This window comes from Pseudomonas sp. BF-R-30, assembly GCF_019956175.1.
Classification (GTDB): domain Bacteria; phylum Pseudomonadota; class Gammaproteobacteria; order Pseudomonadales; family Pseudomonadaceae; genus Aquipseudomonas; species Aquipseudomonas jessenii.
Genome location: NZ_JAHBDE010000074.1, coordinates 20,749 through 47,172, shown reverse-complemented (window position 1 = coordinate 47,172; position 26,424 = coordinate 20,749). Strand labels below are relative to the sequence as shown.

Below are 26,424 nucleotides of genomic sequence, written 5' to 3'. Positions count from 1 at the left end.
CCACTGCTTTCGCGAGCAAGCCCGCTCCCACATTTAGTACAGCGTTGCTGTCTTACAACGGCATCGTGTAATGCAATGCGTAACTTTCTACACCATCGTTCGGAGTGGTGATCCCGGCGTTGGAATAGTGCGTCGCACGAACCCCGACTTCATGTCCGCCGGCAAAGCGCAAACCGAAACCAAAGCGGTCTTCGAACTGGAAGGCGCTGCCCAGATCGTTGCTTTCGACTTCGGTGCTGGCAAACGCCGCCACGCCAATCCCAAACTCAATGTAGGGTTTGACGTTCTGGCCGGCAAATTCATAAACAAGCACGGGTGAGAACGACAGGCTGTGGTTACTGGATTTCTCGTCACCCTCCCAATAGGTATAGGCGCCGTCCCAGTAACCGGTCAGACGACCAACGTCGCTCTGCCACCAGCTCTGGTCCCAATCGAATTGCACCCCCAATCGATAGGTCATGGTCGACTCGCCGGTTTGCCCCACGGCAAATTCCACACCTGCCGCCTGCGCGGTAAAAGTGTGCCCCAAAAGTGCGGTCGCAATCGCGGCCAAGCAGAATAGTCGCTTCACTTGAAACTTCCTTTTCCGAACGATTTCGTATGGTTTTTTTGTTACCAAGCCCTGCAAAACTATAGAAGTCAGCGATTTATCAGAAGTTTACCCCGACTCTTCGTATCCCCCCGGACAGCCATCTACCTGTTGAAGCTTCGCACAACACCAGAGGTATTCCACAGTATCGGCAAGATATTTCTGAAATGAAGCGGATCGGCGCTGGTCCAGAACTGTGCCTCACGGGAAGGTCCCTGGGCGAGCAGCTCGCCTTCGGCCAGCAGACGCTGAAGTTGTCGCGCGACGGCGGCGCCGGTGTCGATCAGGCTGATGTCCTCGGGGATCATCTGCCGCAGCATCGGCTTGAGAAAGGGGTAATGGGTGCAGCCGAGAATCAGAGTGTCCGCGCCGGCAGCCAGCAGTGGCTCGACATACCCGGCCAACAGCTGGCGCAACTCGGGGCTGCGCAGGTCGCCGTTTTCAATCAGCTCCACAAGCCCTGGACAGGGCTGGGTGATCACTTTCACATCCGTGGCGAAGCGGTCGAGCAACGCGGCGAACTTGGCGCTCTGCAAAGTGCCTGTGGTGGCCAGCACCCCCACCACGCCGGAACGGGTTGCGGCGGCGGCCGGCTTGACTGCCGGCTCCATGCCAACGATGGGCCATTCCGGATAGTCGCGACGCAGGTCGGCGACCCCGGCAACCGTCGCCGTGTTGCACGCCAGCACCAAAGCCTTGGCGCCCTGCTGCCGAAAGAAGTCGGCCATCACGCTGCAACGTTGCTGGATAAATGCCGGGGATTTTTCGCCGTAGGGAACATTTCCGCAGTCGGCGACGTACAACAGAGACTCATTGGGCAGCAAACGCTGGATCTCGGCCAGTACCGAGAGCCCACCGACACCGGAGTCGAACACGCCGATCGGCGCTTCACGCATGTTTCGGCCCACAGACGCTGCAGCCCGGATCGCGCTTGACCCGCAGTTCACGGAAGCGCGTGCCCAAGGCATCGATCAACAACAGGCGCCCCACCAGCGGCTCGCCGAATCCGGCCAGCAACTTCAACGCTTCAAGCGCTTGCAGACTGCCGACCAGCCCCACCAGCGGACCGACCACGCCGGCCTCGCTACAGGTCAATTCGGCTTCGCTGCCGTGCCCGTATAAGCAGTGGTAGCACGGACTCTCCGGTCGACGCGGATCGAACACGGACAGCTGCCCTTCGAGGCGAATCGCCGCGCCGCTGACCAGCGGTTTGCCGGCCGTCACGCAAGCGGCGTTGACCGCTTCACGGGTGGAAAAATTGTCAGAACAATCAAGGACCAGATCCACTCTGGCCACTGCGGCGGCCAGGGAGTCTTCGTCCAGCGCCGCACGATGGGCGATCAGTTGAATCTCGGGGTTGATCGCCGTCAGGCGCTTGATTGCCGAATCGACCTTGGTCATGCCGACGCTGTCGGTGTCGTGAATTATCTGGCGTTGCAGGTTGGTCAGGTCGACCGTATCGAAGTCCGCCAGGTGCAACTCACCAACGCCGGCAGCCGCCAGATACAGCGCCACTGGCGCGCCAAGGCCGCCAAGACCGACGATCAATACGCGGCTTTCCTTGAGCCGCAACTGGCCGTCGATATCGATGTGTTGCAGCAGAATCTGCCGGCTGTAGCGCAGCAATTCCTGATCATTCAGCACGGCAGGCGCCCCAGACTGATGCGTTGATGACCGCCCAGATCGGTGCGGCTGTGGACTTCTTCGAAACCCCGGGTCAGCAGCAAATCGCGAACCGCCTCGGCCTGATCATAGCCGTGTTCGAGCATCAGCCAACCGCCGGCGTCCAGATGGTCCGGTGCCTGGGCAACGATCAAGCGCAGATCGTCGAGCCCGTCGACACCCGCCACCAGGGCGCTGGCCGGTTCAAAGCGCACGTCGCCCTCGACCAGATGCGGATCGGCCGCTGCGATGTAGGGCGGATTGCTGATGATCAGTTGAAAACGCTGACCTTCCAGGGCACTGAACCAATGGCTGCTCAGCACGGTGGCGTTGTCCAGGTGCAGGCGCTGGCGATTGCGTTCGGCCAGGGCCACGGCTTCCAGAACACGATCCACGGCAGTGACGCTCCAGGCCGGACGCTCGCTGGCCAGGGCCAGGGCAATCGCGCCGCTGCCCGTGCCAAGGTCGAGTACCTTGGCCGGTGTGGCCGGCAACAGTTCCAGCGCGGCTTCCACCAGCAGTTCGGTGTCGGGGCGCGGGATCAGCGTGTGCGGTGCCACTTCCAGGTCCAGCTTCCAGAAACCCTGCTGGCCGAGGATATAGGCCACCGGCTCACCGCTGCGGCGGCGCTGCAAATACTCGGCGAACGTCAGCGCCGCTTCGCTCGGCACGATGCGCTCCGGCCAGGTATGCAGGAAACTGCGGGACTTGCCCAAGGCCGCCGCCAGCAGCAGTTCGGCATCCAGACGCGCCGTCGGCGAGTCGGGTAAATCGGCGGCGCGCAACAAACTGGCAATGATCGTCATTTACTCACCTATCGCTGCCAGTTGATCGGCCTGGTACTCGGCCAGCAACGGCTCGATCACCGCCTCGACGCCGCCGGCGAGGATCTCGTCGAGGGAATACAAGGTCAGGTTGACCCGATGATCGGTGACTCGGCCCTGGGCAAAATTATAGGTGCGGATACGCTCTGAGCGGTCGCCGGAACCGACCAGCAACTTGCGCTCGCTGGCGATGGCGTTGGCCGCGGCGGAGGTCTGCTGATCGTTCAGCTTGGCCGACAACCAGGACATCGCCCGGGCGCGGTTCTTGTGCTGTGAACGTTCTTCCTGGCACTCGACCACAATACCGGATGGCAAGTGCGTGATACGGATCGCCGAGTCGGTCTTGTTGACGTGCTGGCCACCGGCGCCGGAGGAGCGATAGGTATCGATGCGCAGATCGGCCGGGTTGATCTCGATGGCTTCCTGTTCGTCCGGCTCGGGCAATACCGCCACGGTGCAGGCCGACGTGTGAATGCGGCCTTGGGATTCGGTCGCCGGAACCCGCTGCACGCGGTGCGCGCCGGATTCGAACTTCAGCTTGCCGTAGACGTTGTCGCCCTCGACCCGGGCAATCACCTCTTTATAGCCGCCGTGTTCACCCTCGTTCTCCGAAAGGATCTCCACCCGCCAGCCACGACGCTCGGCGTAACGCGAATACATGCGGAACAGGTCGCCGGAGAAAATCGCCGCTTCGTCACCACCGGTACCGGCACGGATCTCGAGGAACACGTTGCGGCCGTCGTTCGGGTCCTTGGGCAGCAGCATGCGCTGCAGGTCGGCTTCGAGCGTGACCAGGCGTTCCTTGGCCTCGCGGACTTCTTCCACGGCCATTTCCCGCATGTCCGGGTCGCTGTCCTTGAGCAGTGCCTGGGCGCCTTCGAGGTCGTCCTGCACTTTCAGCAGTTCTTTATAGGCGCCCACGATCGGTTCAACTTCCGCGTACTCCTTGGAATAGGTGCGGAACTTGTTCTGATCGGAAATAACCTCGCCATCGCCCAACAGGGCGGTCAATTCCTCGAAACGGTCCTGGAGGATATCCAGCTTATTGAGCAGTGACGCTTTCATTGCGGTTTTTTATCCGAAAAGCTATCCGATGAGCCCTCACCGAGGGCAAAGAGTTCCTGGGCCATCGCCAGCGCATCCAGGCGACCTTCGGCAGAGAGCTTTTTCAACTGCACGCTCGGTGCGTGCAACAGTTTGTTGGTCAGCCCGCGGGCCAGTTGCACCAGCACCTCTTCGGCACTGCTACCGTTGGCCAGCATGCGCTGGGCCTTTTGCAATTCTTCGTCGCGCAGGCGTTCGCTCTGTTGACGATAGGCCTTGAGCACGTCCACCGCCGCCAACTCGCGCAGGCGGATCATGAAATCTTCGGCACCGATCGAGACCATCTCTTCGGCGGCCTGGGCTGCGCCCTGGCGGCTCTTGAGGTTCTCTGCAACCACTTCGTGGAGGTCGTCGACGCTATAGAGGTAAACGTCGTCCAGTTCGCCGACTTCTGGCTCGATGTCGCGAGGAACAGCGATATCCACCATGAAGATCGGTTTGTGCTTGCGCAGTTTCAAGGCGCTTTCCACCGCACCCTTGCCCAGAATCGGCAACTGACTGGCGGTGGAACTGATGACGATATCGCTGCGCACCAGCTCTGCCGGAATATCCGACAGCAGCACCGCATGGGCACCGAACTGTTCGGCCAGGATGCTCGCGCGCTCCAGGGTGCGGTTGGCGACCACGATGCGCTTTACACCCAGGTCATGCAGATGGCGGGCGACCAGGGTGATGGTCTCGCCGGCGCCGATCAACAAGGCCTGGCTGCGTTGCAGGTCGCTGAAAATCTGCTTGGCCAGGCTCACCGCGGCAAACGCCACCGACACCGGGTTCTCGCCGATGGCCGTGTCGGTGCGCACCTGCTTGGCCGCATTGAACGTGGCCTGGAACAACCTCCCGAGCAACGGCCCGATGGTCCCGGCTTCGCGGGCCACGGCATAGGCCGACTTCATCTGGCCGAGAATCTGCGGTTCGCCCAACACCAGCGAGTCGAGCCCGGAAGCGACCCGCATCATGTGACGAACTGCCGCATCATCTTCATGCACATAGGCGCTTTCGCGCAGCTCGTCGTAGCTCAAATGATGATATTCGGCCAGCCAGCGCAGCACGACGTCTGCCGACAGGTGATCCTGTTCTATATAGAGTTCACTGCGATTGCAGGTGGAGAGGATCGCAGCTTCGCGGCTGTCGGTGAGTCGGCAGAGCTGCTGCAAGGCCTCAACCAGCTGCTCAGGGGTAAAAGCCACGCGCTCGCGGACGTCTACTGAAGCAGTCTTGTGGTTAATACCGAGTGCAAGGAAGGCCATTCAAAGTCGCTGATTGTGACGTGAAGCCGACAATTGTCCTACTTCGACGGAATCAGAACAACTACTCGATATCTATCGCCCCATCAGGCGCCGCCGCGGGTTGCGAGCAGTTCTCGTTTACACAAGCATCAGGGCGATGCGGATCGGGCTGGCAGGTAAATTGCCGGGCCGGTTATGTTTGCTCGAAAGCTTGTGTCATGATGATCCGACCGCAGGTTAGTCGTCCTCTTCCTATATGAATAGATCCTCCGCGTTGCTCCTCGCTCTTGTCTTCCTCAGCGGCTGCCAGGCCTTGGCACCCGTTTCGTCGGACGGTGCGCCGCCGGTTGAAGACAGCACCCCGGCCCCTGAAAAGCCCAAGGTCTACAGCCCATTCAGCGAGGAAACCATCTTCAGCCTGTTGAGCGCCGAACTGGCCGGCCAGCGCAATCGTTTTGACATTGCCTTGGACAACTATGTGACCCAGGCCATCAACACCCAGGATCCGGGAATCTCCGAGCGGGCATTTCGTATCGCCGAATATCTGGGCGCCGACCAGGCAGCCCTGGATACTGCGCTGATCTGGGCCAGGAACGCCCCCGACGACCTCGAAGCGCAACGCGCCGCCGCCGTGCAACTGGCACGCGCCGGGCGTTATGACGACTCCATGGTCTATATGGAGAAAGTCCTGCAAGGCAAAGGCGACACCCATTTCGACTTCCTTGCGCTGTCCGCGGCCGACACCGACCAGGACACCCGCAACGGCTTGATGAAAAGCTTCGATCGTTTGTTGCAGCGTCATCCGGACAACGGCCAGCTGATTTTCGGCAAGGCCTTGCTGATGCAACAGGATGGCGACGCCAAGGGCGCGTTGAAGCTGCTGGAAGACAATCCGCCGGAGGACGGCGAAATTGCGCCGATCCTGCTGCGCGCACGCCTGCTGCAAACCTTGAATCGCGGTGACGAAGCCCTGCCGCTGCTGCAGAAAAGCATCAAGAAATACCCGGACGACAAGCGCCTGCGCCTGACTTACGCGCGGATGCTGGTTGAACAGGACCGCATGGACGACGCCAAGGCCGAGTTCTCGAGCCTGGTCCAGCAATACCCGGATGACGACGAACTGCGTTACTCCCTGGCGCTGGTGTGCCTGGAAGCCAAGGACTGGAACGAGGCCAAGGGTCATCTTGAAGACCTGATCGCCCGGGAAAGCCACGTCGACTCGGCGCACCTGAACCTCGGCCGCATCGCTGAAGAACAAAACGACCCGCAAGGCGCACTGATCGAATACGCCAAGGTTGGCCCGGGCAACGACTTCCTGCCGGCGCAATTGCGTCAGGCCGACATCCTGATCAACAACGGCAAGACCGCCGAAGCGCAACGCAAGCTGGCGGCAGAGCGCGATGAGCAGCCGGATTACGCTATCCAGTTGTACCTGATCGAAGTCGAAACCCTGTCCGCCAACAATCAGGGCGACAAGGCCTGGAATGCTCTGCAACAGGCCTTGCAGAAATACCCGGACGACCTGAACCTGCTCTACACCCGCGCCATGCAGGCGGAAAAACGCAATGACCTGGCGCAGATGGAAAAAGACCTGCGTACGATCATCAAGCGCGACCCGGACAATGCCATGGCGTTGAATGCCCTGGGCTACACCCTGTCCGACCGCACCACGCGCTACGCTGAAGCCAAGGCCCTGATCGAACAGGCACACCAGATCAGTCCGGAAGACCCGGCGGTACTCGACAGCCTTGGCTGGGTGAATTACCGCTTGGGCAATCTCGACGAAGCCGAGCGCCTGCTGCGCCAGGCCCTGGATCGCTTCCCCGATCAGGAAGTCGCCGCTCACCTGGGTGAAGTCCTGTGGGCCAACGGCAAACAGCGTGAAGCGAAACAAGTCTGGGGCAAGTTCCTCAAGGAACAGCCTGACAGCCCGACCCTGCGCGGCACCATCAAACGCCTGACCGGATCAGAGACTCTTTAAAATTATGTTTTTGCGCCATTTCATCGTTTTCAGCTTTATCGCCCTGCTCGCCGGTTGTGCCGGCCTGGGTCCCCGTGAGTCGGTCGAGGGCCATGGCAACGCCGCCCAATGGCGCGAGCATAAACAGCAACTGACCGGCCTCGATGGCTGGCAGATCGACGGCAAGATCGGCATCCGTGCCCCGAAAGACTCGGGCAGCGGCACGCTGTTCTGGTTGCAGCGCCAGGATTACTACGACATTCGCCTGTCGGGACCACTGGGCCGCGGGGCGGCTCGCCTGACCGGACGCCCGGGCAAGGTGTCGCTGGAAGTCGCCAACCAGGGACGTTACGACGCGCCGAATCCGGAAGTGCTGCTCGAAGAACAGCTTGGCTGGAAGCTGCCGGTGTCCAACCTGGCCTGGTGGGTGCGCGGGCTCCCGGCTCCCGACAGCAAAAGTCGCCTGACCCTGGACGGCGACAGCCGCCTGGCGAGCCTTGAACAGGATGGCTGGAAGGTCGACTACACCGCCTACACCCAGCAAAACGGTTTCTGGCTACCCGAGCGCATCAAGCTCAGCGGCACCGACCTTGATGTCACGCTGGTGATCAAGATCTGGCAACCGCGCAAACTGGGGTCGTGACATGCCGGCCAATCGCCTGACGCTGCCCTCGCCAGCCAAACTCAATTTGATGCTGCACATCCTGGGTCGCCGCGAAGACGGCTACCACGAACTGCAGACGATGTTTCAGTTTCTCGATTACGGCGACGAAATCACCTACGCCCTGCGCGATGACGGTGTCATTCATCTGCACACTGAGTTCGAAGGTGTTCCCCACGACAGCAACCTGATCGTCAAGGCCGCCAGAAAACTGCAGGAGCAATCCGCTTGCTCGCTGGGCGTCGATATCTGGATCGACAAGATCCTGCCCATGGGCGGCGGCATCGGTGGCGGCAGCTCGAATGCCGCAACAACATTGCTGGGCTTGAATCATCTGTGGCAATTGGGCTGGGATGAAGATCGCCTGGCCGGGCTGGGGTTGACGCTGGGCGCCGACGTCCCGGTTTTCGTACGTGGCCACGCGGCTTTCGCCGAGGGCGTGGGGGAGAAACTGACCCCTGTGGACCCGGAAGAACCGTGGTATCTGGTGCTGGTGCCGCAAGTCTCTGTTAGTACGGCAGAAATTTTTTCAGATCCGTTGTTGACACGTAACACTCCTCCCATTAAAGTGCGCCCCGTTCCCAAGGGAAACAGTCGAAATGACTGCTTGCCGGTGGTAACAAGGCGTTATCCAGAGGTACGTAACGCTTTGAATTTGTTAGGTAAATTTACCGAAGCAAAACTCACCGGAACTGGAAGTTGTGTGTTTGGGGGCTTCCCAAGCAAAGCTGAAGCTGATAAAGTCTCGGCCCTTCTGACAGAGACCCTTACAGGTTTTGTAGCAAAAGGAAGCAACGTTTCGATGTTGCATCGCAAGCTGCAAAGTCTGCTCTAAAGGAACCGATTACTGGGTAATCGTTGCAACAGATACAGGGGCGTCGCCAAGCGGTAAGGCAGCAGGTTTTGATCCTGCCATGCGTTGGTTCGAATCCAGCCGCCCCTGCCATTTTCCTATACTCATCCAGGTTACCCTCAGCCTTCAGGTACTGCGCGTGTCCAAGATGATGGTCTTTACGGGGAACGCTAACCCCGATCTGGCTCGGCGTGTCGTACGTCAGCTGCATATCCCTCTCGGTGACATCTCTGTCGGTAAATTCTCCGACGGCGAAATTACAGCCGAGATCAATGAAAACGTTCGCGGTAAAGACGTCTTCATTATTCAGCCGACTTGCGCTCCGACCAACGATAACCTGATGGAACTGGTAGTGATGGCTGATGCCTTCCGCCGCTCCTCGGCTACTCGTATCACTGCTGTTATTCCTTACTTTGGTTATGCCCGTCAGGATCGCCGTCCGCGTTCCGCACGTGTGGCTATCAGCGCGAAAGTCGTGGCTGACATGCTTACCGTAGTCGGCATCGACCGTGTTCTCACGGTTGATCTGCATGCTGACCAAATCCAGGGTTTCTTCGATATTCCGGTAGATAACATCTACGGCTCCCCGGTTCTGGTGGATGACATCGAAGATCAGCGCTTCGAAAACCTGATGATCGTGTCCCCGGACATTGGCGGCGTCGTGCGTGCACGTGCCGTTGCCAAATCCCTGGGCGTGGATCTCGGGATCATCGACAAACGCCGTGAGAAAGCCAATCACTCTGAAGTGATGCATATCATCGGTGATGTCGAAGGGCGTACCTGTATTCTGGTCGATGACATGGTCGATACCGCCGGCACCCTGTGCCACGCGGCCAAGGCCTTGAAAGAGCATGGCGCTGCCAAGGTTTTCGCCTACTGCACGCACCCTGTGCTGTCGGGTCGGGCGATCGAAAACATCGAAAATTCCGTGCTGGACGAGTTGGTGGTGACTAACACCATTCCTCTGTCCGCTGCAGCACAAGCCTGTGCGCGTATCCGCCAACTGGATATCGCACCGGTAGTTGCCGAGGCGGTCCGCCGCATCAGCAATGAAGAATCGATCAGCGCGATGTTCCGCTAAGGGCCCTGCCCTTCTCGAAATGTCTCGTTGACGAAAAGCGCCCCGCCCCGGCATTCCTGTCGGGGCGGGGCTTTTTTGCCCATATCGCCTTTAGCGCTGGTCGCAAACGCTGGGGCGAGTGTGGTTATTTTGGAGATACAACATGAACGATTTTACTCTGAATGCTGAAGTGCGTTCCGACCTGGGGAAAGGTGCGAGCCGCCGCCTGCGTCGTCTCGCAAGCCTGGTTCCAGCTGTAGTTTACGGTGGCGACAAAGCCCCTGAATCCATCAGCATGCTGGCCAAAGAAGTTGCCAAACTGCTCGAAAACGAAGCGGCTTACAGCCACATCATCGAGCTGAACGTTGGTGGCACCAAGCAGAACGTCGTGATCAAAGCCCTGCAGCGTCACCCGGCCAAAGGCCACGTGATGCACGCTGACTTCGTACGCGTAGTAGCCGGCCAGAAACTGACCGCTATCGTTCCAGTGCACTTCATCAACGAAGAAGCACCGACCAAGAAAGGCGGCGAAATCTCGCACGTTGTTGCCGAGATCGAAGTTTCCTGCCTGCCGAAAGATCTGCCTGAGTTCATCGAAGTCGACCTGGCTAACGCTGAAATCGGTTCGATCATTCACCTGTCGGACCTCAAGGCTCCTAAAGGCGTTGAGTTCGTGGCCCTGGCACACGGTGATGACAAGGCTGTTGCCAACGTCCACGCTCCACGTGTTGCTCCAGAAGCTGCAGAAGGCGCTGCAGAGTAATTTTACTCTGTACGCCGGAGTGACCGGAAACATCGCGGACTAGAGCATAGCGAGAAAGCGGGCGAGAACGCGGAGTTTACATCATGGTAAATGAGCAATTTTCGTCCACTTTCGCCGCTATCCCTGATTGCGGCGATGTTATCCACCACTCCAAGGAAGGGCCCCTATCGTGACTGCCATCAAACTGATCGTTGGCCTGGGAAATCCAGGCGCTGAATACGAACAGACCCGGCATAACGCAGGGGCCCTTTTTGTTGAGCGCATCGCGAACGCACAAGGCGTAAACCTTGTGGCGGACCGCAAGTATTTCGGCCTGACCGGGCGCTATACGCATCAGGGTCAGGATGTTCGTCTGCTGATTCCCACCACGTACATGAACCGCAGCGGCCAGGCCGTGGCGGCCCTTGCAGGTTTCTTCCGCATCAAGCCTGAAGAAATCCTCGTGGCACACGACGAACTCGACCTGCCTCCAGGCGTCGCCAAACTCAAAGTGGGCGGCGGCCATGGCGGTCACAACGGGCTGCGCGACATCATTGCGCAACTGGGCAATCAGAACACTTTCCACCGCCTGCGGCTTGGCATCGGTCATCCGGGCGTCGCCAGTATGGTTTCAAATTTCGTCCTGGGTCGTGCGCCACGCGCCGAACAGGAAAAACTCGATGCCAGCATCGACTTTGCCCTCGGCGTGCTGCCGGATATCCTCGCCGGGGAATGGAACCGCGCGATGAAAAACCTGCACAGCCAGAAGGCCTGACTCTTATCCGAGGGGAAACACCATGGGATTCAATTGCGGCATCGTCGGCCTGCCTAACGTCGGCAAGTCCACCCTGTTCAACGCCCTGACCAAATCCGGGATCGCGGCCGAGAACTTCCCCTTCTGCACCATCGAGCCTAACAGCGGTATCGTGCCGATGCCGGATCCGCGCCTGGAAGCCCTGGCTGCCATCGTCAATCCAAAGCGCATCCTGCCGACCACTATGGAATTCGTCGACATCGCGGGCCTGGTTGCCGGCGCGTCGAAAGGTGAAGGCCTGGGCAACAAGTTCCTGGCCAACATCCGTGAAACCGATGCCATCGCCCACGTGGTCCGCTGCTTCGAAGACGAGAACGTGATTCACGTCTCCAACAGCGTCGACCCGAAACGCGACATCGAAATCATCGACCTGGAACTGATCTTCGCCGACCTCGACAGCTGCGAGAAGCAACTGCAGAAAGTCGCGCGCAACGCCAAGGGCGGTGACAAGGACGCAGTGGTCCAGAAAGGCCTGCTGGAGCAACTGATCGCTCACTTCACCGAAGGCAAGCCGGCGCGCAGCCTGATGAAGAACATGGGCACCGACGAGAAAGCGGTGATCAAGGGCTTCCACCTGCTGACCACCAAGCCGGTCATGTACATCGCCAACGTCGCTGAAGACGGTTTCGAGAACAACCCGCACCTGGACGTTGTACGCGCCATCGCCGAAGAAGAAGGCGCCGTGGTTGTTCCGGTGTGCAACAAGATCGAAGCGGAAATCGCCGAGCTCGATGACGGCGAAGAAAAAGACATGTTCCTCGAAGCCCTGGGCCTCGAAGAGCCTGGTCTGAACCGCGTGATCCGCGCCGGCTACGAAATGCTGCACCTGCAGACCTACTTCACCGCCGGTGTCGAAGAAGTCCGCGCCTGGACCGTCCGCGTCGGTGCCACCGCACCACAAGCCGCTGGCGTGATCCACACCGACTTCGAAAAAGGCTTCATCCGCGCCGAAGTGATCGCCTACAACGACTTCATCCAGTACAAGGGCGAAGCCGGTACCAAGGAAGCCGGTAAATGGCGTCTGGAAGGCAAGGATTACATCGTCAAAGACGGCGACGTGATGCACTTCCGTTTCAACGTCTAAGCCATACGCCCAAGAAAAAGCCGCGTTTGATACGCGGCTTTTTTGTGCCTGGAATATTGCCGACAACACCACCGAACCATTGTGGGAGCGGGCTTGCTCGCGAAGGCGGTGTGTCAGTTAGAGTTATACCGACTGACACTCCCTCTTCGCGAGCAAGCCCGCTCCCACAGGGGGGATTTGTGTTGGATCAGGCCTTTTTGGTTCGCGGCAGGAAGATTGCCAACACCCCGAACAGCGGCAGGAACGAACACAGGTAGTACACGTATTCGATGCCGTGAATATCCGCCAGATGGCCCAGCAACGCCGCGCCAATCCCGCCGAAGCCGAACATCAGGCCGAAGAATATCCCGGCGATCATCCCGACATTGCCCGGCACCAGTTCCTGGGCGTACACCACGATGGCCGAGAACGCCGAGGCGAGGATGAAGCCGATGACCACGCTGAGGATGCTGGTCCAGAACAGGTCGACATGGGGCAGCAACAATGTGAAGGGTGCAACGCCGAGGATCGAGAACCAGATCACCGCCTTGCGCCCGATCCTGTCACCGATCGGCCCGCCAAAGAACGTTCCCGCCGCGACCGCGCCGAGAAACAGGAACAGATGCAGCTGCGAGCTGGCCACCGACAGGTCGAACTTCTCGATCAGATAAAAGGTGAAGTAGCTGGTGAGGCTCGACATGTAGAAATACTTGGAGAACACCAGCAACCCGAGCACCACCAGCGCACTGGTCACTCGGCCCTTGGACAAGCCGTGAGTCGCCGCCTGGCCCTGCTTGAGCTTGAACAGGTTCAAATGGTTGGCGTACCAGCGGCTGATCCGGTAAAGCACGAACAGCGCAAACACCGCGAACAGGCCGAACCAGGCCACCTGCCCTTGACCGTAGGGAATGATGATCGCCGCCGCCAGCAACGGGCCGAACGCCGAGCCTGCGTTACCGCCGACCTGGAAGGTCGATTGCGCCAGCCCGAAGCGTCCGCCCGAAGCCAGGCGCGCCACGCGGGACGCTTCCGGGTGGAAGGTCGATGAACCGATGCCGATCAGCCCCGCCGCCAACAGGATTAGCGGGAAGCTGCCGACAACCGACATCATCAGAATCCCGATCAAGGTGCAGACCGTACCCGCCGGCAACAACCACGGTTTGGGATGGCGATCGGTGTAGTAGCCGACCCACGGCTGCAGCAACGAGGCCGTCAGCTGAAACGTCAGGGTGATCAGGCCGACCTGGGTGAAGGTCAGCCCATAGTTGGCCTTGAGCATCGGATAGATCGACGGCAGCACCGACTGGATCAGGTCGTTGATCAAATGCGCCAGCGCTACCGCGCCAATGATGCGCATCACCAGGGGACTGCTTTGGGGCGTAGCGGACGCCGGCACTGAGCCGGTCTGGGCGTTGCTGATAGCCATGGGAATTTCCAGACAACAGGAGGTACATACGTGCAGGTGCGCCAATGTGCCATTTTTCGGTGCGGCAACGCCATCCCCTTAGCCTGCTAACGACCTCGTTTTTCATCACCACATCCTTGATGGCGCAAAGCCATGGTCTGAATCTTGCCTTCCTTGTCTGCTTGAACGCGGCCTCCTTACAAAGGAGACCGACAATGGGAAGTTTCGCTACAGAGTCGGCCTACAGAGCGGACAAGGGTGAACTTTCGAGGCCTTTTTAGAGGGCACGAGTCGGGGGCGCGACAACCTCCGTCGCACGCCAATAGTGCGTGGTGTCCAGAGGAGTCATGGGGCATGCAGGCTTTTTTATCACCGGGGATCGGGCTGCTGGGGCGTTTTGGCTTCGCACGTAAATTCCAGCTGTTGTTTCTGCTGTTTATCCTGCCGCTGGCCGGCAGCCTGTGGATGATCGGCCAGGACTATCGCGACAAACTCAGCCTGATCTCCGGCGAACGCGCCGGGGTGCGGCAACTGCTTGCCCTCGATGCGCTGGATGACCTGCTCGCCGCCCAGCGTGATCGCGCCGCCAGGTGGCGCGCCACGGAAACCAATCGCCAGCCAACGCCGGCCACCCTCGCCGCGATGGCCGCCTTCGATGGGGTTCAGCCCGCCGTCAGCCAGGCCACTACCGAATTGGGCAATGCCCTGCAAAAAGAAAGCGCCGAGGGCGAAACCCTGTCGCGTTATCAGGCCCTGCAAACCGCCCTCGATGGCCTCGACTCAAAAAGCCTGAGCAATGTCGGCTGGTGGCCCGATGGCTACGATCGCTTTACCAACGCCTTGAGCGCCCTGCAAGCCTTGCGCGAGCAGATCGCCATGGACAATCGCCTGACGCTGGCACCGTGGCTGGAGACTTATTTGCTGACGCAGATCTCCACCCAGCATGCGCCGGACCTGATCGAACGGGTCGGTCGTCTGGCTGCTGTGGGCCAGGCCTCGGTGGTGTCCGGACAGTTCACCCTGCAAAGCCGCCTGCAACTGCGCGACCTGCGCAGCCGCATCGGCGATGCGCGAGAGCAGCTGGTGAAAACCGCAGGCCTGCTCGAAGCACGCTTGCCCAACGCCCTGCAAACCTGGGCCGGGCAATACCACGACAGCCTCAAGCGCCTGGATGCGGGCCTGAAGGTGCTGGATGACGGCGTGTTCGGCGGCAGCATCAACCTCAAGCCGGAGGACTTCGAACGCAGTCTCGACGCCCTGCTCGCCGACCTCGCCTCGTTGCGTCAGCAGTCGCTGGTGTCGCTGGATCAACGACTGGATTACTACCACGACTCGGCGATCCGCCAGTTCGTTGTTGTGGCCGCCGTGTTGGGCTGCCTGCTGTTGGCCGCGCTGTATCTGTTCATCTGTTTGCAGGCCTCGATCCGCCGCAGCGCCAGCGGCATCACGGTACTGGCCGAGGCCCTGCGCGATGGCAATCTGAGCCTGCAAGTGCCGGTTCAAGGTCGGGACGAACTGGCGGTCATCAGCACCGCGCTGAACGTCGCCGTGGTGCAACTGCGCACCAGCCTGCAAGGGGTGGATCACGAAACCCTGCAACTGAGCAACGCGGTGCAAACCCTAAACCATCATTCCAGCGACGCCCTGGGCGAAGTCGAAGCCCAGCAGTTGCAGATCAGCCAGATTGCCGCTGCGGCGACGCAACTGGCCGCCACCTCACAAGGGGTGGCCCACAGTTGCGAACAGGCGTCCGGCAGCGCCCAGCACACCCGGCGCATCGCCGCCGACAGCAGCCGTGACAGCCAGCGCACCACCGCGAGTATCCAGCAGCTCAATCAACGTCTGAACGAGACCGCTGCGGCGCTGGGCCGGGTCAGTGAACAAGGACAGCAGATTCAACTGGTGGTCGACACTATTCGCGGCGTCGCCGAGCAGACCAACCTGCTGGCACTCAACGCCGCCATCGAGGCGGCTCGGGCGGGCGAGCAAGGGCGTGGCTTCGCGGTGGTGGCCGATGAAGTGCGCAGCCTGTCGCAACGCACCCAGTCGTCGACCGCACAGATCGCCGGTACGGTCGACAGCCTGCGCAACACCGTGAATGAGGCCGTCAGCCTGATGCAAGCCGCGTGCAGTCAGGCAGAGAGCGATGCGCAAGCGGTCACCGGCCTCGGTGAACGGCTCGGGGAAATCGCCAGTGCGGTGCAGAGCGTCACCGATACCCTGGCGCAAATCGCCACGGCGGTGGAGGAACAGGCCAGTACCGCCGACGAGGTCAGCGGCAATATCCAGCAGGTCGATCAAGCGGCGGTGCGCTTGCTCGAAGGGGCCCGCGCGGTGAACCAGGCCGCGGACACCCTGAGCCACGGCAGCAAAGCCTTAAGCGACAACACTGGGCGCTTCCGCTTGAGTTGAATCGGCCAGGACTTCTCAGGCGCGGATCACCGCCTCCGGGAAGTCCTGCTCCAGTTCGCTCTTGAGCCAGTCGATAAACCACGCCGCGTCCGCCGAGAGCTCGGCGGACGGCGTCAGCACCCGATAGCTTTCCAGCTTCACTTGCGCATCCACCACCCGCACCAGCTTGCCGCTATGGAGTTCGTCGCGCACCAGCACTTCGTTGGCCAGCGCAATACCCTGCCCGCTCTCGGCCACCGACAATGCGTGGTCATTGTTGACGTAGAGCATGTCCGAATTGAGGTGCATGTCGAGGTCGTTGGCGGCGAACCACAGGTTCCACCACTCGCCGTCATCCACATGGATCAGGTTGTGTTTCACCAGGTCCGCGGGGCTGTCGATGGGCTCGACGCTGGCCAGATAGTCGGGGGAACAGATCGGAAACACCCGAGGACAAATCAGGCTGGTGCGCGAGTGCGCATATTGGCCGTCCAACCCGTAGACAATGCCCAGGTCAGCGCTTTTGCCATCCACTTCGGTGAAGGTGGAGTTGGGTTCGATGGCGAACTTCAAGCCCGGACGCAGATGACGCATGGCCTCGATGCGCGGCATCAGCCAGCGCTTGGCAAACCCCGGCACCACCATGATGCGCAGCCAGCGTTCGGCGTGTTTTGGCTGCGCCTCTTTTCCCGCTTCGATGATCAGCTGCAAGGCGGCGGTGATCTTGCGGTGGTACTTCTCCCCCGCCGTCGTCAGGTTGACCCCGCGTGAGGTGCGCTCGAACAGTTGGATGCCCAGCCAGTCTTCCAGCAACTTCACATGGCGGCCGATGGCCGGCTGGGTCACGTGCAGGGCCTTGGAGGCTTCGACATAGCTGCCCAACCGGGCCGCGGCATCAAAGGCACGCACCGCGTTGAGCGGCGGCAAACGGTGGTCAGGCATGGTTTCCGGGCGCCTTCTGCTGTTAAATTTTTTAACAGCCCCTATGTTAAAATTGAAGTTTCGCCCCCGCAACCCCTCGCTGATAATCGATCCACAGCAGAACAACAAAACAGCTGGTTACAACACCCGAACGCAATCTCGATCCTGCCCAGAAAAATAATATCCATGGCCCGACGACACAGCTGTTTTCAGCACGTGCGCAGGCGATGGGGGAATCGGAGGTAACGCATGAATGCCCTGCATTCGCTGCAAACGCTGGCGGTGTCCATCCGCTCAGTGCGCAAAGTCTACGGTGATCCAAAGACTGGCCCGGTGGCGCTCAAAAGCATCGACCTGGACATTCGCGACAACGAGTTCTTCACCCTTCTCGGCCCTTCGGGCTGCGGCAAAACCACGCTCCTGCGGATGATCGCCGGGTTCGAATTCCCTACCGAAGGCGAAATTCTGCTCTACGGCGAAAACATCGCCGACCGCCCGCCCTTCCAGCGCCCGGTCAACACGGTGTTCCAGCATTACGCACTGTTCCCGCACATGACCATCGCCGAGAACCTGGCCTTCGGCCTTGAGTCCCACCCGATGGGCAAAGTCCTGAACAAAACGCAAATGGCCGAACGGGTGCGCGAGATGCTCGCCCTGGTGCAGATGGAGCGCTTTGCCAACCGCAAGCCGGCGCAACTGTCTGGCGGTCAGCAACAGCGTGTCGCCCTCGCTCGTGCATTGGCGCCGCATCCCAAGGTCTTGCTGCTCGACGAACCGCTCTCGGCGCTGGACCTCAAGCTGCGCCAGGCCATGCGCGAAGAGCTGAAAACCATTCAGGCGCGCACCGGCATCACCTTCATCTTCGTCACCCACGACCAGGAAGAAGCCCTGACCATGTCCGACCGCATCGCCGTGTTGTCCGAAGGCGAGGTGCAGCAGGTCGGTCGTCCGGAAGACATCTACGAACGCCCGCGCAATCGATTCGTGGCGGACTTCATCGGTGAAACCAACTTCATCGAAGGCACGGTCACCCGCGTTGCAGACGGCCTCGCCTGGTTCGCCGGTCCGGCCGGTCATCCACTGCCTGCACAGCCATGCAGCGATGTGCGAGTCGGTGCCAACGTCACATTGTCCGTGCGCCCCGAGCGTTTGCATCTGGTGCCAGCCACCACTGAGAACGCTCTGCCGTGCCGGATCGAAGCGCAGATCTACCTCGGCACCGACCTGCAATACCAGGTCAGCCTGAGCGACGGTTCACGCCTCACCGTGCGCACCCCCAACTGCGTCGACCAGAGCAAACGCTTCGCCGTCGGCAGTCAGGCCGGTCTGTTGTTCGACCAAGGCAGCGCCAGCGTCCTGCACGATTGAGCACGAGGAATTGCCATGCACGCTTTACCGATTGCCAACACACTGGAACGTCGGCGGGCCTTCCAGAGCTTTCTCGGTGTCAGCCCCGCGCTGATCGCCATCGGCCTGTTTCTGATCGTGCCGATCCTGATCGTCATCGGTTACTCGCTGATGGAGGCCAACCCCTATGGCGGGGTGAACAAAGTATTCAGCAGTGACGCCTACACCTCGCTGCTGTTCGAGCGGCAACTGGACGACAGCCTGGCCTTCGCCGACTCCTACCTGATCATTGCCCTGCGTTCCATCGGCATCGCCGGGCTGACCACGCTCATCACCCTGTTGATCGGTTTTCCGGTGGCGGTATGGCTGGCCATGCAGCCGGCCCATCGCCGTGGCTTGCTGATCTTCCTGATCACCGTACCGTTCTGGGCCAACCTGTTGATCCGCACCTACGCCTGGATTCTGCTGCTGCGCAACACCGGGGTGATCAACAACAGCCTGATGGGCCTCGGGGTCATCGACCAGCCGCTGCAACTGCTCTACACCGACGGCGCGGTGCTGCTGGGGCTGGTTTATACCTATGCGCCCTTCGTCGTGCTGCCGATCTACGCCACCCTGGAAAAAATGGACATCCGCCTGCTCGAAGCCGCTCAAGACCTCTACGCCGGACGCGTTCGAACCTTGCGCAAGGTGGTGTTGCCGATTGCCAAACCGGGAATTCTCGCCGGCGCCATCCTCACTTTCGTGCCTTGCCTGGGCGCGATGATCGCTCCGGAACTGCTCGGTGGCGGCACACGAATGATGCTCGGCAACCTGATCTTCCGCCAGTTCAGCGATGCGCGTAACTGGCCTTTCGGTGCGGCCCTGTCGCTGGTGCTGATGGCGGCGGTGATGTTGGTACTGACGGTTTATGCCTTGCGTGCCGAACGCCAGCGCATCGCCAAAGGAGGTGCGTGATGATTGGCCTGTTCAAACGCAACACGCTGGGGGTGCAGGACTTCCCCGGCTTCGGCGGATTCAGTTTCCTGTTCTACCTGTACCTCTACGCGCCGATCGTGGTGCTGGTAGTGTTTTCGTTCAACGCCAACCAGTCGGCCACGGTGTGGACCGGTTTCAGCTTCGACTGGTATCGCGCGGCCTTCGCCAACCAGGCCCTGCGCCAGGCGGCCGGCAACAGCCTGTTGATCGCGGTCTGCGCCAGCATGGTCGCCACGGCCATCGCCACCCTCGCCGCTCTCGGCACTTCACGGGGTGCGAAGTTCAAAGGCCTGCAATTGTCCATGGGCGCGATCATGTTGCCCCTGGTGCTGCCGGAAATCGTGGTCGGCGTCGCCACCCTCGCGCTGTTCTCCACCATCGGTCTGTCCCTGGGCTACGGCAACCTAATCATCGCGCACACGGTGTTCTGTATCCCGTTCGCCTTTCTGCCGATACGGGCACGCCTGAACGACATGGACCTGTCCCTGGAACAAGCCTCGGCCGACCTCTATGCCGGCCCGTGGCGGACCTTTCGCAAGGTCACGTTGCCGCTGCTGATGCCGGGGATTTTCTCCGGGTTGATGCTGGCCTTCATCGTGTCGCTGGATAACTTCGTGATCTCGATGATGGTCTCCCAGGCCGGCACCACCACCTTGCCGATCTTCATCTTCGGCCTGTTGCGCATGGGTGTGACACCGGACGTCAACGCTGTCTCGACCCTGATCCTGGGTGTCTCGGTACTGTTCGTCACGCTCTCTTATCTGCTGGGCAAAAAGAAAACCTGAACCTTCTACGCACTGTGGGGAAATAGCATGAGCAAGTGGATTAAAAGCATCGGCACTTCGTTGTTCCTGACTTTACCGCTGACCATGGTCGGCAGCGTTCAGGCCGCGGAAAAACTCAACGTGGTGAGCTGGAGCGGCTACTTTTCGCCGGAGATTCTCGCCAAGTTCCAGAAGCAGACCGGCATCGAAGTCACAGTCGACTCCTACGATTCCAACGAAACCCTGCTGGCCAAATTGAAACAGGGCGGTGCCGGTTATGACGTGGCGATCCCCTCGCACCAGTTCGTGCCGATCCTGATCAAGGAAAAACTGCTGGAGCGCTTCGACCCGGTCAACCAGCCCTACTACGCCAGCGTCGTCGACAACCTGAAAAAACCCACCTGGGACCCGGAAGGTGCCTATTCCGTGCCATTCATCTGGGGCACCACCAGCGTGGTGCTCAACACCGAGCGCTACAAGGGCCCCACCGACAGCCTCAAGGTGCTTTACGAGCCACCGGCCGAGCTGCAAGGACGAATCAACATGTTCGACTCGGTCAGCGACGTGGTGGACATGGCCAGCCTGTATCTGAACATTCCACTGTGCAGCGAAGACCCGAAGCAGATGCAGCAGATTCTGACCCTGCTCAAGGCGCAGAAACCCTTCGTCAAAACCTACAGTTCCAAGGCCGGTTCGATCCGCGAAAACCTCGCCTCCGGTGAAATCGACATGTCGACCTTCTGGGGCGGCTCGTCGATGCGCGCCCGGGAGATGAAACCGAGCCTGAAATACCTGTACCCGAAAGAAGGTGTGCTGGCCTGGGTCGACAACATGGTCATCCCGACCGGCAGCAAGAACCCGGCAAACGCCAAAGCCTTCATCGCGTTCCTCAGCCAGCCTGAAAACGCGGCGATGACCCAGAACTTCCTCAAGCACCAGAGCCCGATCAAGGGTGTGGAGCCGTTCCTCGACGCGGGCCTCAAAGACGCCCCGGAACTGCACATTCCCGAAGGCACCCAGGTGGTGTTCAGCAAGACCTGCGGCGAAGGCGCGATCCGCCTGGCCGACCGTCTCTGGACCAACCTGATGCGTTGATCTCTACCGCCCCGACGCGATGACGGGGCGTTTTTCCAGCCGTCTGAAAGGCCGCTTGCAATGAACTCTAATAACATCAGCGAACTGGTCCTGTTGCAGGCCCACGAGCTCGCCGAACGCATCCGCCTGCGCCAGGTTTCCTGCCGGGAAGTGATGCAGACTTATCTTGCCCATATCGAACGCTTCAATCCGAAGGTCAATGCACTGGTGAGCCTGCAAGCGCCGCAAGACCTGCTGGCCCAGGCCGATATCCGCGACGCCGAACTGGCGAAAGGCCAATACCGCGGCTGGATGCACGGCCTGCCCCACGCCATCAAGGACTTGTCCCTGACCCAAGGCATCCGCACCACGCTGGGTTCGCCGCTGTACAAGGACTTCATCCCCGAGCGCGACGGCATCATGGTCGAGCGAATCAAAGCGGCGGGCGCGATCATCATCGGCAAGAGCAACACCCCGGAATTCGGCCTCGGTTCGCAAAGCTATAACCCGCTGTTCGGCGCGACCGGTTGCGCCTACGACCCGAGCAAGACCGCTGGCGGCAGCAGCGGCGGTGCGGCGGCGGCGCTGGCGATGCACCTGGTGCCGGTGGCCGACGGCAGCGACATGATGGGCTCGCTGCGCAACCCGGCCGCCTTCAACAATATCTTCGGGTTCCGTCCGTCCCAGGGCCGCGTGCCCTTCGATGACAGTGCCGATCTGTTTATCGACCAACTCGGCTACGAAGGCCCCATGGCTCGCAGCGTGCGCGATGCGGCGTTGCTGCTATCGGTACAGGCCGGGGCCGATGCGCGGGCGCCGCTGTCGATTGCCGAGTCTGGCCGCGCCTTTGCGGCACCGCTGGATCGGGACTTCAAAGGCACGCGTCTGGGCTGGCTCGGCGACTTCAACGGCTACCTGCCGATGGAAAAAGGCATCCTCTCGCTGTGCGAAAAGGCCTTTGCCGATTTCGAAAGCCTGGGTTGCCACATCGAACCCGTTCAGTGCGAATTCGCGCCAGAGAAACTGTGGAGCAGTTGGCGGACATTGCGCCACTGGATGGTCGCCGGCTCGTTGGGCGCGACCTATGCCGACCCGCAAAAACGTGCGCTGTTGAAACCGGAAGCCTGCTGGGAAGTGGAAAACGGCCTGAAACTCTCGGCCACCGACGTGTTTGCCGCCTCGGTGACGCGCAGCGACTGGTATCGGGCGATCTCCAGGTTGTTCGAAAAATACGACTACCTGCTGCTGCCCAGCGCCCAGGTGTTCCCCTTCGATAAAACCCAACCGTGGCCCACCACCATCGAAGGCGTGACCATGGACACCTATCACCGCTGGATGGAGGTGGTGATTCCCGGCACCTTGTCCGGCTGCCCGGTAGCCAACGTACAGGTCGGCTTCAACGCCAGCGGCCTGCCCATGGGCCTGCAAATCATCGGCAGACACCAGGCCGACTTCGCTGTCCTGCAACTGGCCCACGCCTACGAACAGGCCAGCCACTGGTTCCAGCGCTGCCCTTCACCGCTACTCAGAGGATAGATTTTGATAAACGGTTGAAAGCGCAGAGAAATATTTTAGATTTATGCTTGACGCATCCCCGTTACCGGTGAATAATGCGCGCCACTTGGCTACATAGCTCAGTTGGTTAGAGCATAGCATTCATAATGCTGGGGTCCGGGGTTCAAGTCCCTGTGTAGCCACCAAGTACTAAAAACGGCTTACCGAAAGGTAGGCCGTTTTTTTATGCCTTGAAAAAATACGCTGCGGTTGCAGGAAATCCTCAACCGCATGCGCGCATCGATCAGACGCCAATGGTCGGCAATGCCGACAACGCCCGCTCCCAGATCTGCCAAGTGCGCAACCAGACCATCGCCTGCCAATCGCTATCCGCCGGATAGAACTGCTCCAGCAGATTCAACTTGATCCCGCGCCCCGTTGCGTCGCTCGGGTTGCCATGCAAATGCAGCCAGTGATCATCGCGCAGATGCCGGTGAACGTCCGGCCCCGGGTAAGTCCCACACTCAATGACAAACGGCATCAGCCGTACCTGCGGCAGCGCATCGATCAATGCCTGCGAGGTATAGCCGGTGGCCGTTGCCGCCACGCCGGTTTCGCTCAGGGTATCGGCACTGGTTTGCAGGCTGTAGAGCCACGGGCCATAAATCGCCTGCGCATCCGCCAGCGCCGGATAGGCGGACTCGGTGATGGTCAACAACATCGGATGACCGTATTCGCCAGCGCCCGTGTGCAAGTCGAAACACATGGCGACCTCGGCATGGGCTACGTGCATTTGCACGATCTTGTGCAACGTGCGGTTCGACCAGCTCGGCGCCAGCCCGCCGAAAAACAGACCGTCGGGGTGAGCATGCTGACCGCCCTCGACAATCGACATGACTGCCGGCCAGCCGTGCAGGCGAATCTGTTCGTCGAGCAAGGCATCGGCACGATCACGCTCCGGACCTTGCAACTGTGGGCAGGCATAGATTTCATGCAGCGCGTCATAGGCCTGGTTGTCCGGCAGCGGTCGCTGGAAATCCAGGTGATTGCGGTTCAGGTCGATGTTGTCTTCGTTGACCCGGCGCAACCACGCCATGCCCCAAGGGTTGATGGCATGGATCATGACCACGGCGACATCCGCTGGCAGGGAGCGCTTGCCCAACTCCTGCAGCCATTTGATCTGGCAGCCCGAGCCGTAGAAGCCTTCGACTCCGTGGGTGCCGCTCAGCGCGATCAACAGGCGCTTGGCGCCCGGATCACCCAATACCGCCACATCCGTGCTAAGGGACTCACCAAACGGCCCCTTGAGCGGGTGTGGATACTCCGTCAGCGTTGCGCCTGCCGTGGTCGCGGCGGCCAGGAACTGTTCACGCTGGGTGCGATAGCTGGACTGGGTGGGGAACTCGGTTTGCATGTCTGCCTCTTGTTGATTTTCCGGCCTGCCTGTTGGCAACGACCCTACAGAAAATCCCGCTATTGATGAAGGATAAAAACTTCAGCGCCATGGGACCCGGTTTGCGTCCCTCCCGGTCGGTCGATAAAGTCCACTGATCGTAGATCCAACGGACGGAGTACCCCACGTGTTCTCAACCTTTCCATTGCGCCGCTATCGCCTGCCAACCCTGGTTCTGCTCGCCAGTGCCTTGACCCTGGCCGCGTGCCACAACGCTTCGGTGCCGACGCTGCCGCTCGCTCCGGAAAGCGCTTCCGGGTTCCGCACCGACCTGAAAACTCAACATGCCGACAAATACATGGCAGCGGCGGCCAATCCGCTGGCGGCCGAAGCCGGGCGGGAGATGCTGCGCCGGGGCGGCTCGGCCATCGACGCGGCGATTGCGATGCAAGCCGTGTTGACGCTAGTCGAGCCACAGTCTTCGGGCATCGGCGGCGGCGCATTGATCGTCCTCTGGGATGGCAAGGCCGTGCGCACCTACGACGGACGTGAAACCGCCCCGGCCGGCGCCACCGAAAAGCTTTTCCTGCAAGCCAACGGACAACCGATGGGGTTCACCCAGGCGCAGATTGGCGGTCGTTCGGTGGGCACACCCGGCGTGCTGCGCGCCCTGGAACTGGCCCATCAAAAACACGGACGCCTGCCCTGGGCGCAGCTGTTTGAACCGGCCATCCAGCTCGCCGAACAAGGCTTCGCCATTTCGCCACGCCTGCACCGGTTGATCGCCGCGGATTCGTCCATGCCTCGCTCCCCGGAAATGATGGCTTACTTTCGCAATGCCGATGGCAGCCCAAAAGCCGTCGGCACAAACTTGAAGAACCCGGCACTGGCCGCCGTGTTCAAACGCATCGCCCATGAAGGCCCGGATGCCCTGTACAAAGGCCCGGTCGCCGAGGAAATCGCGGCCAAGGTACAGGGGCACGCCAACCCCGGCAGCCTGTCCCTGACCGATCTCGCCAACTACCAGGCCAAGGAGCGCGCACCGCTGTGCACCGACTACAAGCGCTGGCAGGTCTGCGGCATGCCGCCGCCGTCGTCGGGCGGGATCGCCGTGGCGCAGATCCTCGGCACGCTGCAAGCCCTGGAGACCCGCGATAAACGCCTGGCGCTGGCACCGCTGCAACCGGTCAAGACCACGGCCCCGGCCGGCATCGAACCCGACCCGCAAGCCGTGCACCTGATCTCTGAGGCCGAACGCCTGGCCTACGCCGACCGCGCTCAATACTTAGCCGATACAGACTTCGTCCCCGTGCCGGCCAAGGGCCTGGTCGACCCGGCCTACCTCGCCAGCCGCGCCGCCCTGATTGGTGAACGCAGCATGGGCACGGCCAAACACGGCACTCCGCCGGGTATCCGCGTGGCCTATGCGCCGGACCGTTCGCCGCTGCGGATTTCCACCTCGCAAGTGGTGGCCGTCGATGACGCAGGCGGCGCCGTATCGATGACCACCACCATCGAGTCAGCGTTCGGCTCGCACATCATGGTTCAGGGTTTCATGCTCAACAACGAGATGACCGACTTCTCGTTCATCCCCGAGGAAAACGGGCAAAAAGTCGCCAACCGCGTCGAGCCCGGCAAACGCCCGCGTTCGTCCATGGCCCCAACCCTGATCTTCGACCGCCAGAGCGGCGAATTCCTCGCCACCGTCGGTTCCCCCGGCGGCTCGCAAATCATCGAATACGTGGCCAAATCCACCATCGGCCTGCTCGACTGGAACCTCGATGCCCAAGCCGCCATCAACCTGGCCAACTTCGGCAGCCGCAACGGCCCGACCGAACTGGAACAGGGGCAGTTCAGCCCGACGCTGATTCAGGCGCTGAAAGACAAAGGGCACAGCGTGAGCGAGATCGACATGACCAGCGGGACCCAGGCGATTGTTCGGGTCAAGGACGCCCAAGGCAAAGCGTCGCTGACAGGCGGAGCCGATCCGCGGCGTGAAGGGCAAGCGCTGGGGGATTGAGTCGTACGCGGGGATGAGAAAGGGCTTACCGGTGGGTAGGCCCTTTTTATTGGTAAAGAGTCCAGCTCGCCTCTCTCCC

At 60.8% G+C, this 26,424-nt stretch carries 23 protein-coding genes and 2 tRNA genes; 16 read left to right on the top strand and 9 right to left on the bottom strand.

Going from position 1 to position 26,424, the window contains the following annotated elements; translation table 11 throughout:
- Positions 1-52: 52 nt before the first annotated feature.
- The 6 genes from KGB20_RS25945 to hemA form a co-directional block, all read right to left on the bottom strand.
- A complete protein-coding gene (locus KGB20_RS25945; RefSeq protein ID WP_150814907.1) occupies positions 53-571 on the bottom strand; it encodes an acyloxyacyl hydrolase in 519 nt (172 codons plus the stop codon).
- Between the two features lie 122 nt (positions 572-693).
- The gene (gene murI / locus KGB20_RS25940; protein ID WP_150814906.1) at positions 694-1,485 is read right to left on the bottom strand and encodes a glutamate racemase; all 792 of its coding nucleotides are present in this window, start codon (positions 1,483-1,485) and stop codon (positions 694-696) included.
- Positions 1,478-2,233 carry a molybdopterin-synthase adenylyltransferase MoeB gene (locus tag KGB20_RS25935; RefSeq protein WP_154947307.1) on the bottom strand — a complete coding sequence of 252 codons (756 nt, stop codon included), beginning with the start codon at positions 2,231-2,233 and terminating at the stop codon, positions 1,478-1,480. The genes murI and KGB20_RS25935 overlap by 8 nt, the downstream gene beginning before the upstream one ends.
- The gene (gene prmC / locus KGB20_RS25930) at positions 2,227-3,057 is read right to left on the bottom strand and encodes a peptide chain release factor N(5)-glutamine methyltransferase (protein WP_090457656.1); all 831 of its coding nucleotides are present in this window, start codon (positions 3,055-3,057) and stop codon (positions 2,227-2,229) included. Before prmC ends, KGB20_RS25935 begins: the two co-directional genes overlap by 7 nt.
- Complete coding sequence (gene prfA / locus KGB20_RS25925) at positions 3,058-4,140, bottom strand: peptide chain release factor 1 (RefSeq protein ID WP_007981853.1); 1,083 nt, start codon at positions 4,138-4,140, stop codon at positions 3,058-3,060.
- Complete coding sequence (gene hemA, locus KGB20_RS25920) at positions 4,137-5,426, bottom strand: glutamyl-tRNA reductase (protein WP_154860518.1); 1,290 nt, start codon at positions 5,424-5,426, stop codon at positions 4,137-4,139. Before hemA ends, prfA begins: the two co-directional genes overlap by 4 nt.
- 235 nt (positions 5,427-5,661) lie before the next feature.
- Between hemA and KGB20_RS25915 the strand changes: the two genes are divergently transcribed.
- The 8 genes from KGB20_RS25915 to ychF all read left to right on the top strand — a co-directional run bounded on the left by KGB20_RS25915 (position 5,662) and on the right by ychF (position 12,579).
- Positions 5,662-7,386, top strand: coding sequence for a tetratricopeptide repeat protein (locus KGB20_RS25915; RefSeq protein WP_154860519.1), 1,725 nt, complete (start codon positions 5,662-5,664; stop codon positions 7,384-7,386).
- A 4-nt stretch (positions 7,387-7,390) separates the two neighbouring features.
- Complete coding sequence (lolB, locus tag KGB20_RS25910) at positions 7,391-8,008, top strand: lipoprotein insertase outer membrane protein LolB (protein WP_057713315.1); 618 nt, start codon at positions 7,391-7,393, stop codon at positions 8,006-8,008.
- Between the two features lies 1 nt (position 8,009).
- A complete protein-coding gene (ispE, locus tag KGB20_RS25905; protein ID WP_057713314.1) occupies positions 8,010-8,861 on the top strand; it encodes a 4-(cytidine 5'-diphospho)-2-C-methyl-D-erythritol kinase in 852 nt (283 codons plus the stop codon).
- A 36-nt stretch (positions 8,862-8,897) separates the two neighbouring features.
- A tRNA-Gln gene (locus KGB20_RS25900) sits at positions 8,898-8,972 on the top strand.
- 46 nt (positions 8,973-9,018) lie between these two features.
- Positions 9,019-9,960 (top strand): ribose-phosphate pyrophosphokinase, encoded by a 942-nt coding sequence (locus KGB20_RS25895; protein WP_003171603.1) that lies wholly within the window; start codon positions 9,019-9,021, stop codon positions 9,958-9,960.
- Between the two features lie 142 nt (positions 9,961-10,102).
- The gene (locus tag KGB20_RS25890) at positions 10,103-10,702 is read left to right on the top strand and encodes a 50S ribosomal protein L25/general stress protein Ctc (protein WP_007973891.1); all 600 of its coding nucleotides are present in this window, start codon (positions 10,103-10,105) and stop codon (positions 10,700-10,702) included.
- Positions 10,703-10,871: 169 nt separating this feature from the next.
- A complete protein-coding gene (gene pth, locus KGB20_RS25885; RefSeq protein ID WP_154860520.1) occupies positions 10,872-11,456 on the top strand; it encodes an aminoacyl-tRNA hydrolase in 585 nt (194 codons plus the stop codon).
- Between the two features lie 22 nt (positions 11,457-11,478).
- On the top strand, positions 11,479-12,579 hold the full coding sequence (gene ychF / locus KGB20_RS25880) for a redox-regulated ATPase YchF (protein ID WP_007981836.1): 1,101 nt from the start codon (positions 11,479-11,481) through the stop codon (positions 12,577-12,579).
- Positions 12,580-12,766: 187 nt separating this feature from the next.
- Here ychF and KGB20_RS25875 read toward each other — a convergent pair whose 3' ends face one another.
- The gene (locus KGB20_RS25875; RefSeq protein ID WP_154860521.1) at positions 12,767-13,984 is read right to left on the bottom strand and encodes an MFS transporter; all 1,218 of its coding nucleotides are present in this window, start codon (positions 13,982-13,984) and stop codon (positions 12,767-12,769) included.
- Positions 13,985-14,317: 333 nt separating this feature from the next.
- Here KGB20_RS25875 and KGB20_RS25870 point away from each other — a divergent pair, with 333 nt between their 5' ends.
- A complete protein-coding gene (locus KGB20_RS25870) occupies positions 14,318-16,375 on the top strand; it encodes a methyl-accepting chemotaxis protein (RefSeq protein ID WP_154860522.1) in 2,058 nt (685 codons plus the stop codon).
- Positions 16,376-16,390: 15 nt separating this feature from the next.
- Here KGB20_RS25870 and KGB20_RS25865 read toward each other — a convergent pair whose 3' ends face one another.
- The gene (locus KGB20_RS25865; protein ID WP_057713310.1) at positions 16,391-17,296 is read right to left on the bottom strand and encodes a LysR substrate-binding domain-containing protein; all 906 of its coding nucleotides are present in this window, start codon (positions 17,294-17,296) and stop codon (positions 16,391-16,393) included.
- Between the two features lie 228 nt (positions 17,297-17,524).
- Here KGB20_RS25865 and KGB20_RS25860 point away from each other — a divergent pair, with 228 nt between their 5' ends.
- The 6 genes from KGB20_RS25860 to KGB20_RS25835 all read left to right on the top strand — a co-directional run bounded on the left by KGB20_RS25860 (position 17,525) and on the right by KGB20_RS25835 (position 23,138).
- Positions 17,525-18,643: an ABC transporter ATP-binding protein gene (locus tag KGB20_RS25860; RefSeq protein WP_154860523.1), complete on the top strand. Its 1,119-nt coding sequence runs from the start codon at positions 17,525-17,527 to the stop codon at positions 18,641-18,643.
- 15 nt (positions 18,644-18,658) lie between these two features.
- Positions 18,659-19,579, top strand: coding sequence for an ABC transporter permease (locus KGB20_RS25855; RefSeq protein WP_007981819.1), 921 nt, complete (start codon positions 18,659-18,661; stop codon positions 19,577-19,579).
- Positions 19,579-20,385, top strand: a complete 807-nt coding sequence (locus KGB20_RS25850) for an ABC transporter permease (protein WP_057713307.1) — start codon at positions 19,579-19,581, stop codon at positions 20,383-20,385. The genes KGB20_RS25855 and KGB20_RS25850 overlap by 1 nt, the downstream gene beginning before the upstream one ends.
- A 27-nt stretch (positions 20,386-20,412) precedes the next feature.
- Positions 20,413-21,459, top strand: coding sequence for an extracellular solute-binding protein (locus KGB20_RS25845; protein WP_150814898.1), 1,047 nt, complete (start codon positions 20,413-20,415; stop codon positions 21,457-21,459).
- A 60-nt stretch (positions 21,460-21,519) separates the two neighbouring features.
- A complete protein-coding gene (locus tag KGB20_RS25840) occupies positions 21,520-22,974 on the top strand; it encodes an amidase (protein ID WP_154860524.1) in 1,455 nt (484 codons plus the stop codon).
- An 87-nt stretch (positions 22,975-23,061) separates the two neighbouring features.
- Positions 23,062-23,138 (top strand) — tRNA-Met (locus KGB20_RS25835).
- Between the two features lie 98 nt (positions 23,139-23,236).
- Here the strand turns inward: KGB20_RS25835 and KGB20_RS25830 are convergent.
- Positions 23,237-24,346 carry a DUF2817 domain-containing protein gene (locus KGB20_RS25830; RefSeq protein ID WP_154860525.1) on the bottom strand — a complete coding sequence of 370 codons (1,110 nt, stop codon included), beginning with the start codon at positions 24,344-24,346 and terminating at the stop codon, positions 23,237-23,239.
- Between the two features lie 166 nt (positions 24,347-24,512).
- On the opposite strand from KGB20_RS25830, the gene ggt reads away from it, so the two are divergent.
- Complete coding sequence (gene ggt / locus KGB20_RS25825; protein WP_154860526.1) at positions 24,513-26,345, top strand: gamma-glutamyltransferase; 1,833 nt, start codon at positions 24,513-24,515, stop codon at positions 26,343-26,345.
- Positions 26,346-26,424: the final 79 nt, after the last annotated feature.

Coding starts and splice junctions, on each gene's coding strand:
- murI (WP_150814906.1), bottom strand. CDS start 1,485: ATGCGTGAAGCGCCGATCGGCGTGTTCGACTCCGGTGTCGGTGGGCTC.
- prmC (WP_090457656.1), bottom strand. CDS start 3,057: ATGACGATCATTGCCAGTTTGTTGCGCGCCGCCGATTTACCCGACTCG.
- prfA (WP_007981853.1), bottom strand. CDS start 4,140: ATGAAAGCGTCACTGCTCAATAAGCTGGATATCCTCCAGGACCGTTTC.
- hemA (WP_154860518.1), bottom strand. CDS start 5,426: ATGGCCTTCCTTGCACTCGGTATTAACCACAAGACTGCTTCAGTAGAC.
- KGB20_RS25915 (WP_154860519.1), top strand. CDS start 5,662: ATGAATAGATCCTCCGCGTTGCTCCTCGCTCTTGTCTTCCTCAGCGGC.
- lolB (WP_057713315.1), top strand. CDS start 7,391: ATGTTTTTGCGCCATTTCATCGTTTTCAGCTTTATCGCCCTGCTCGCC.
- ispE (WP_057713314.1), top strand. CDS start 8,010: ATGCCGGCCAATCGCCTGACGCTGCCCTCGCCAGCCAAACTCAATTTG.
- KGB20_RS25890 (WP_007973891.1), top strand. CDS start 10,103: ATGAACGATTTTACTCTGAATGCTGAAGTGCGTTCCGACCTGGGGAAA.
- ychF (WP_007981836.1), top strand. CDS start 11,479: ATGGGATTCAATTGCGGCATCGTCGGCCTGCCTAACGTCGGCAAGTCC.
- KGB20_RS25875 (WP_154860521.1), bottom strand. CDS start 13,984: ATGGCTATCAGCAACGCCCAGACCGGCTCAGTGCCGGCGTCCGCTACG.
- KGB20_RS25870 (WP_154860522.1), top strand. CDS start 14,318: ATGCAGGCTTTTTTATCACCGGGGATCGGGCTGCTGGGGCGTTTTGGC.
- KGB20_RS25865 (WP_057713310.1), bottom strand. CDS start 17,296: ATGCCTGACCACCGTTTGCCGCCGCTCAACGCGGTGCGTGCCTTTGAT.
- KGB20_RS25860 (WP_154860523.1), top strand. CDS start 17,525: ATGAATGCCCTGCATTCGCTGCAAACGCTGGCGGTGTCCATCCGCTCA.
- KGB20_RS25855 (WP_007981819.1), top strand. CDS start 18,659: ATGCACGCTTTACCGATTGCCAACACACTGGAACGTCGGCGGGCCTTC.
- KGB20_RS25850 (WP_057713307.1), top strand. CDS start 19,579: ATGATTGGCCTGTTCAAACGCAACACGCTGGGGGTGCAGGACTTCCCC.
- KGB20_RS25845 (WP_150814898.1), top strand. CDS start 20,413: ATGAGCAAGTGGATTAAAAGCATCGGCACTTCGTTGTTCCTGACTTTA.
- KGB20_RS25840 (WP_154860524.1), top strand. CDS start 21,520: ATGAACTCTAATAACATCAGCGAACTGGTCCTGTTGCAGGCCCACGAG.
- KGB20_RS25830 (WP_154860525.1), bottom strand. CDS start 24,346: ATGCAAACCGAGTTCCCCACCCAGTCCAGCTATCGCACCCAGCGTGAA.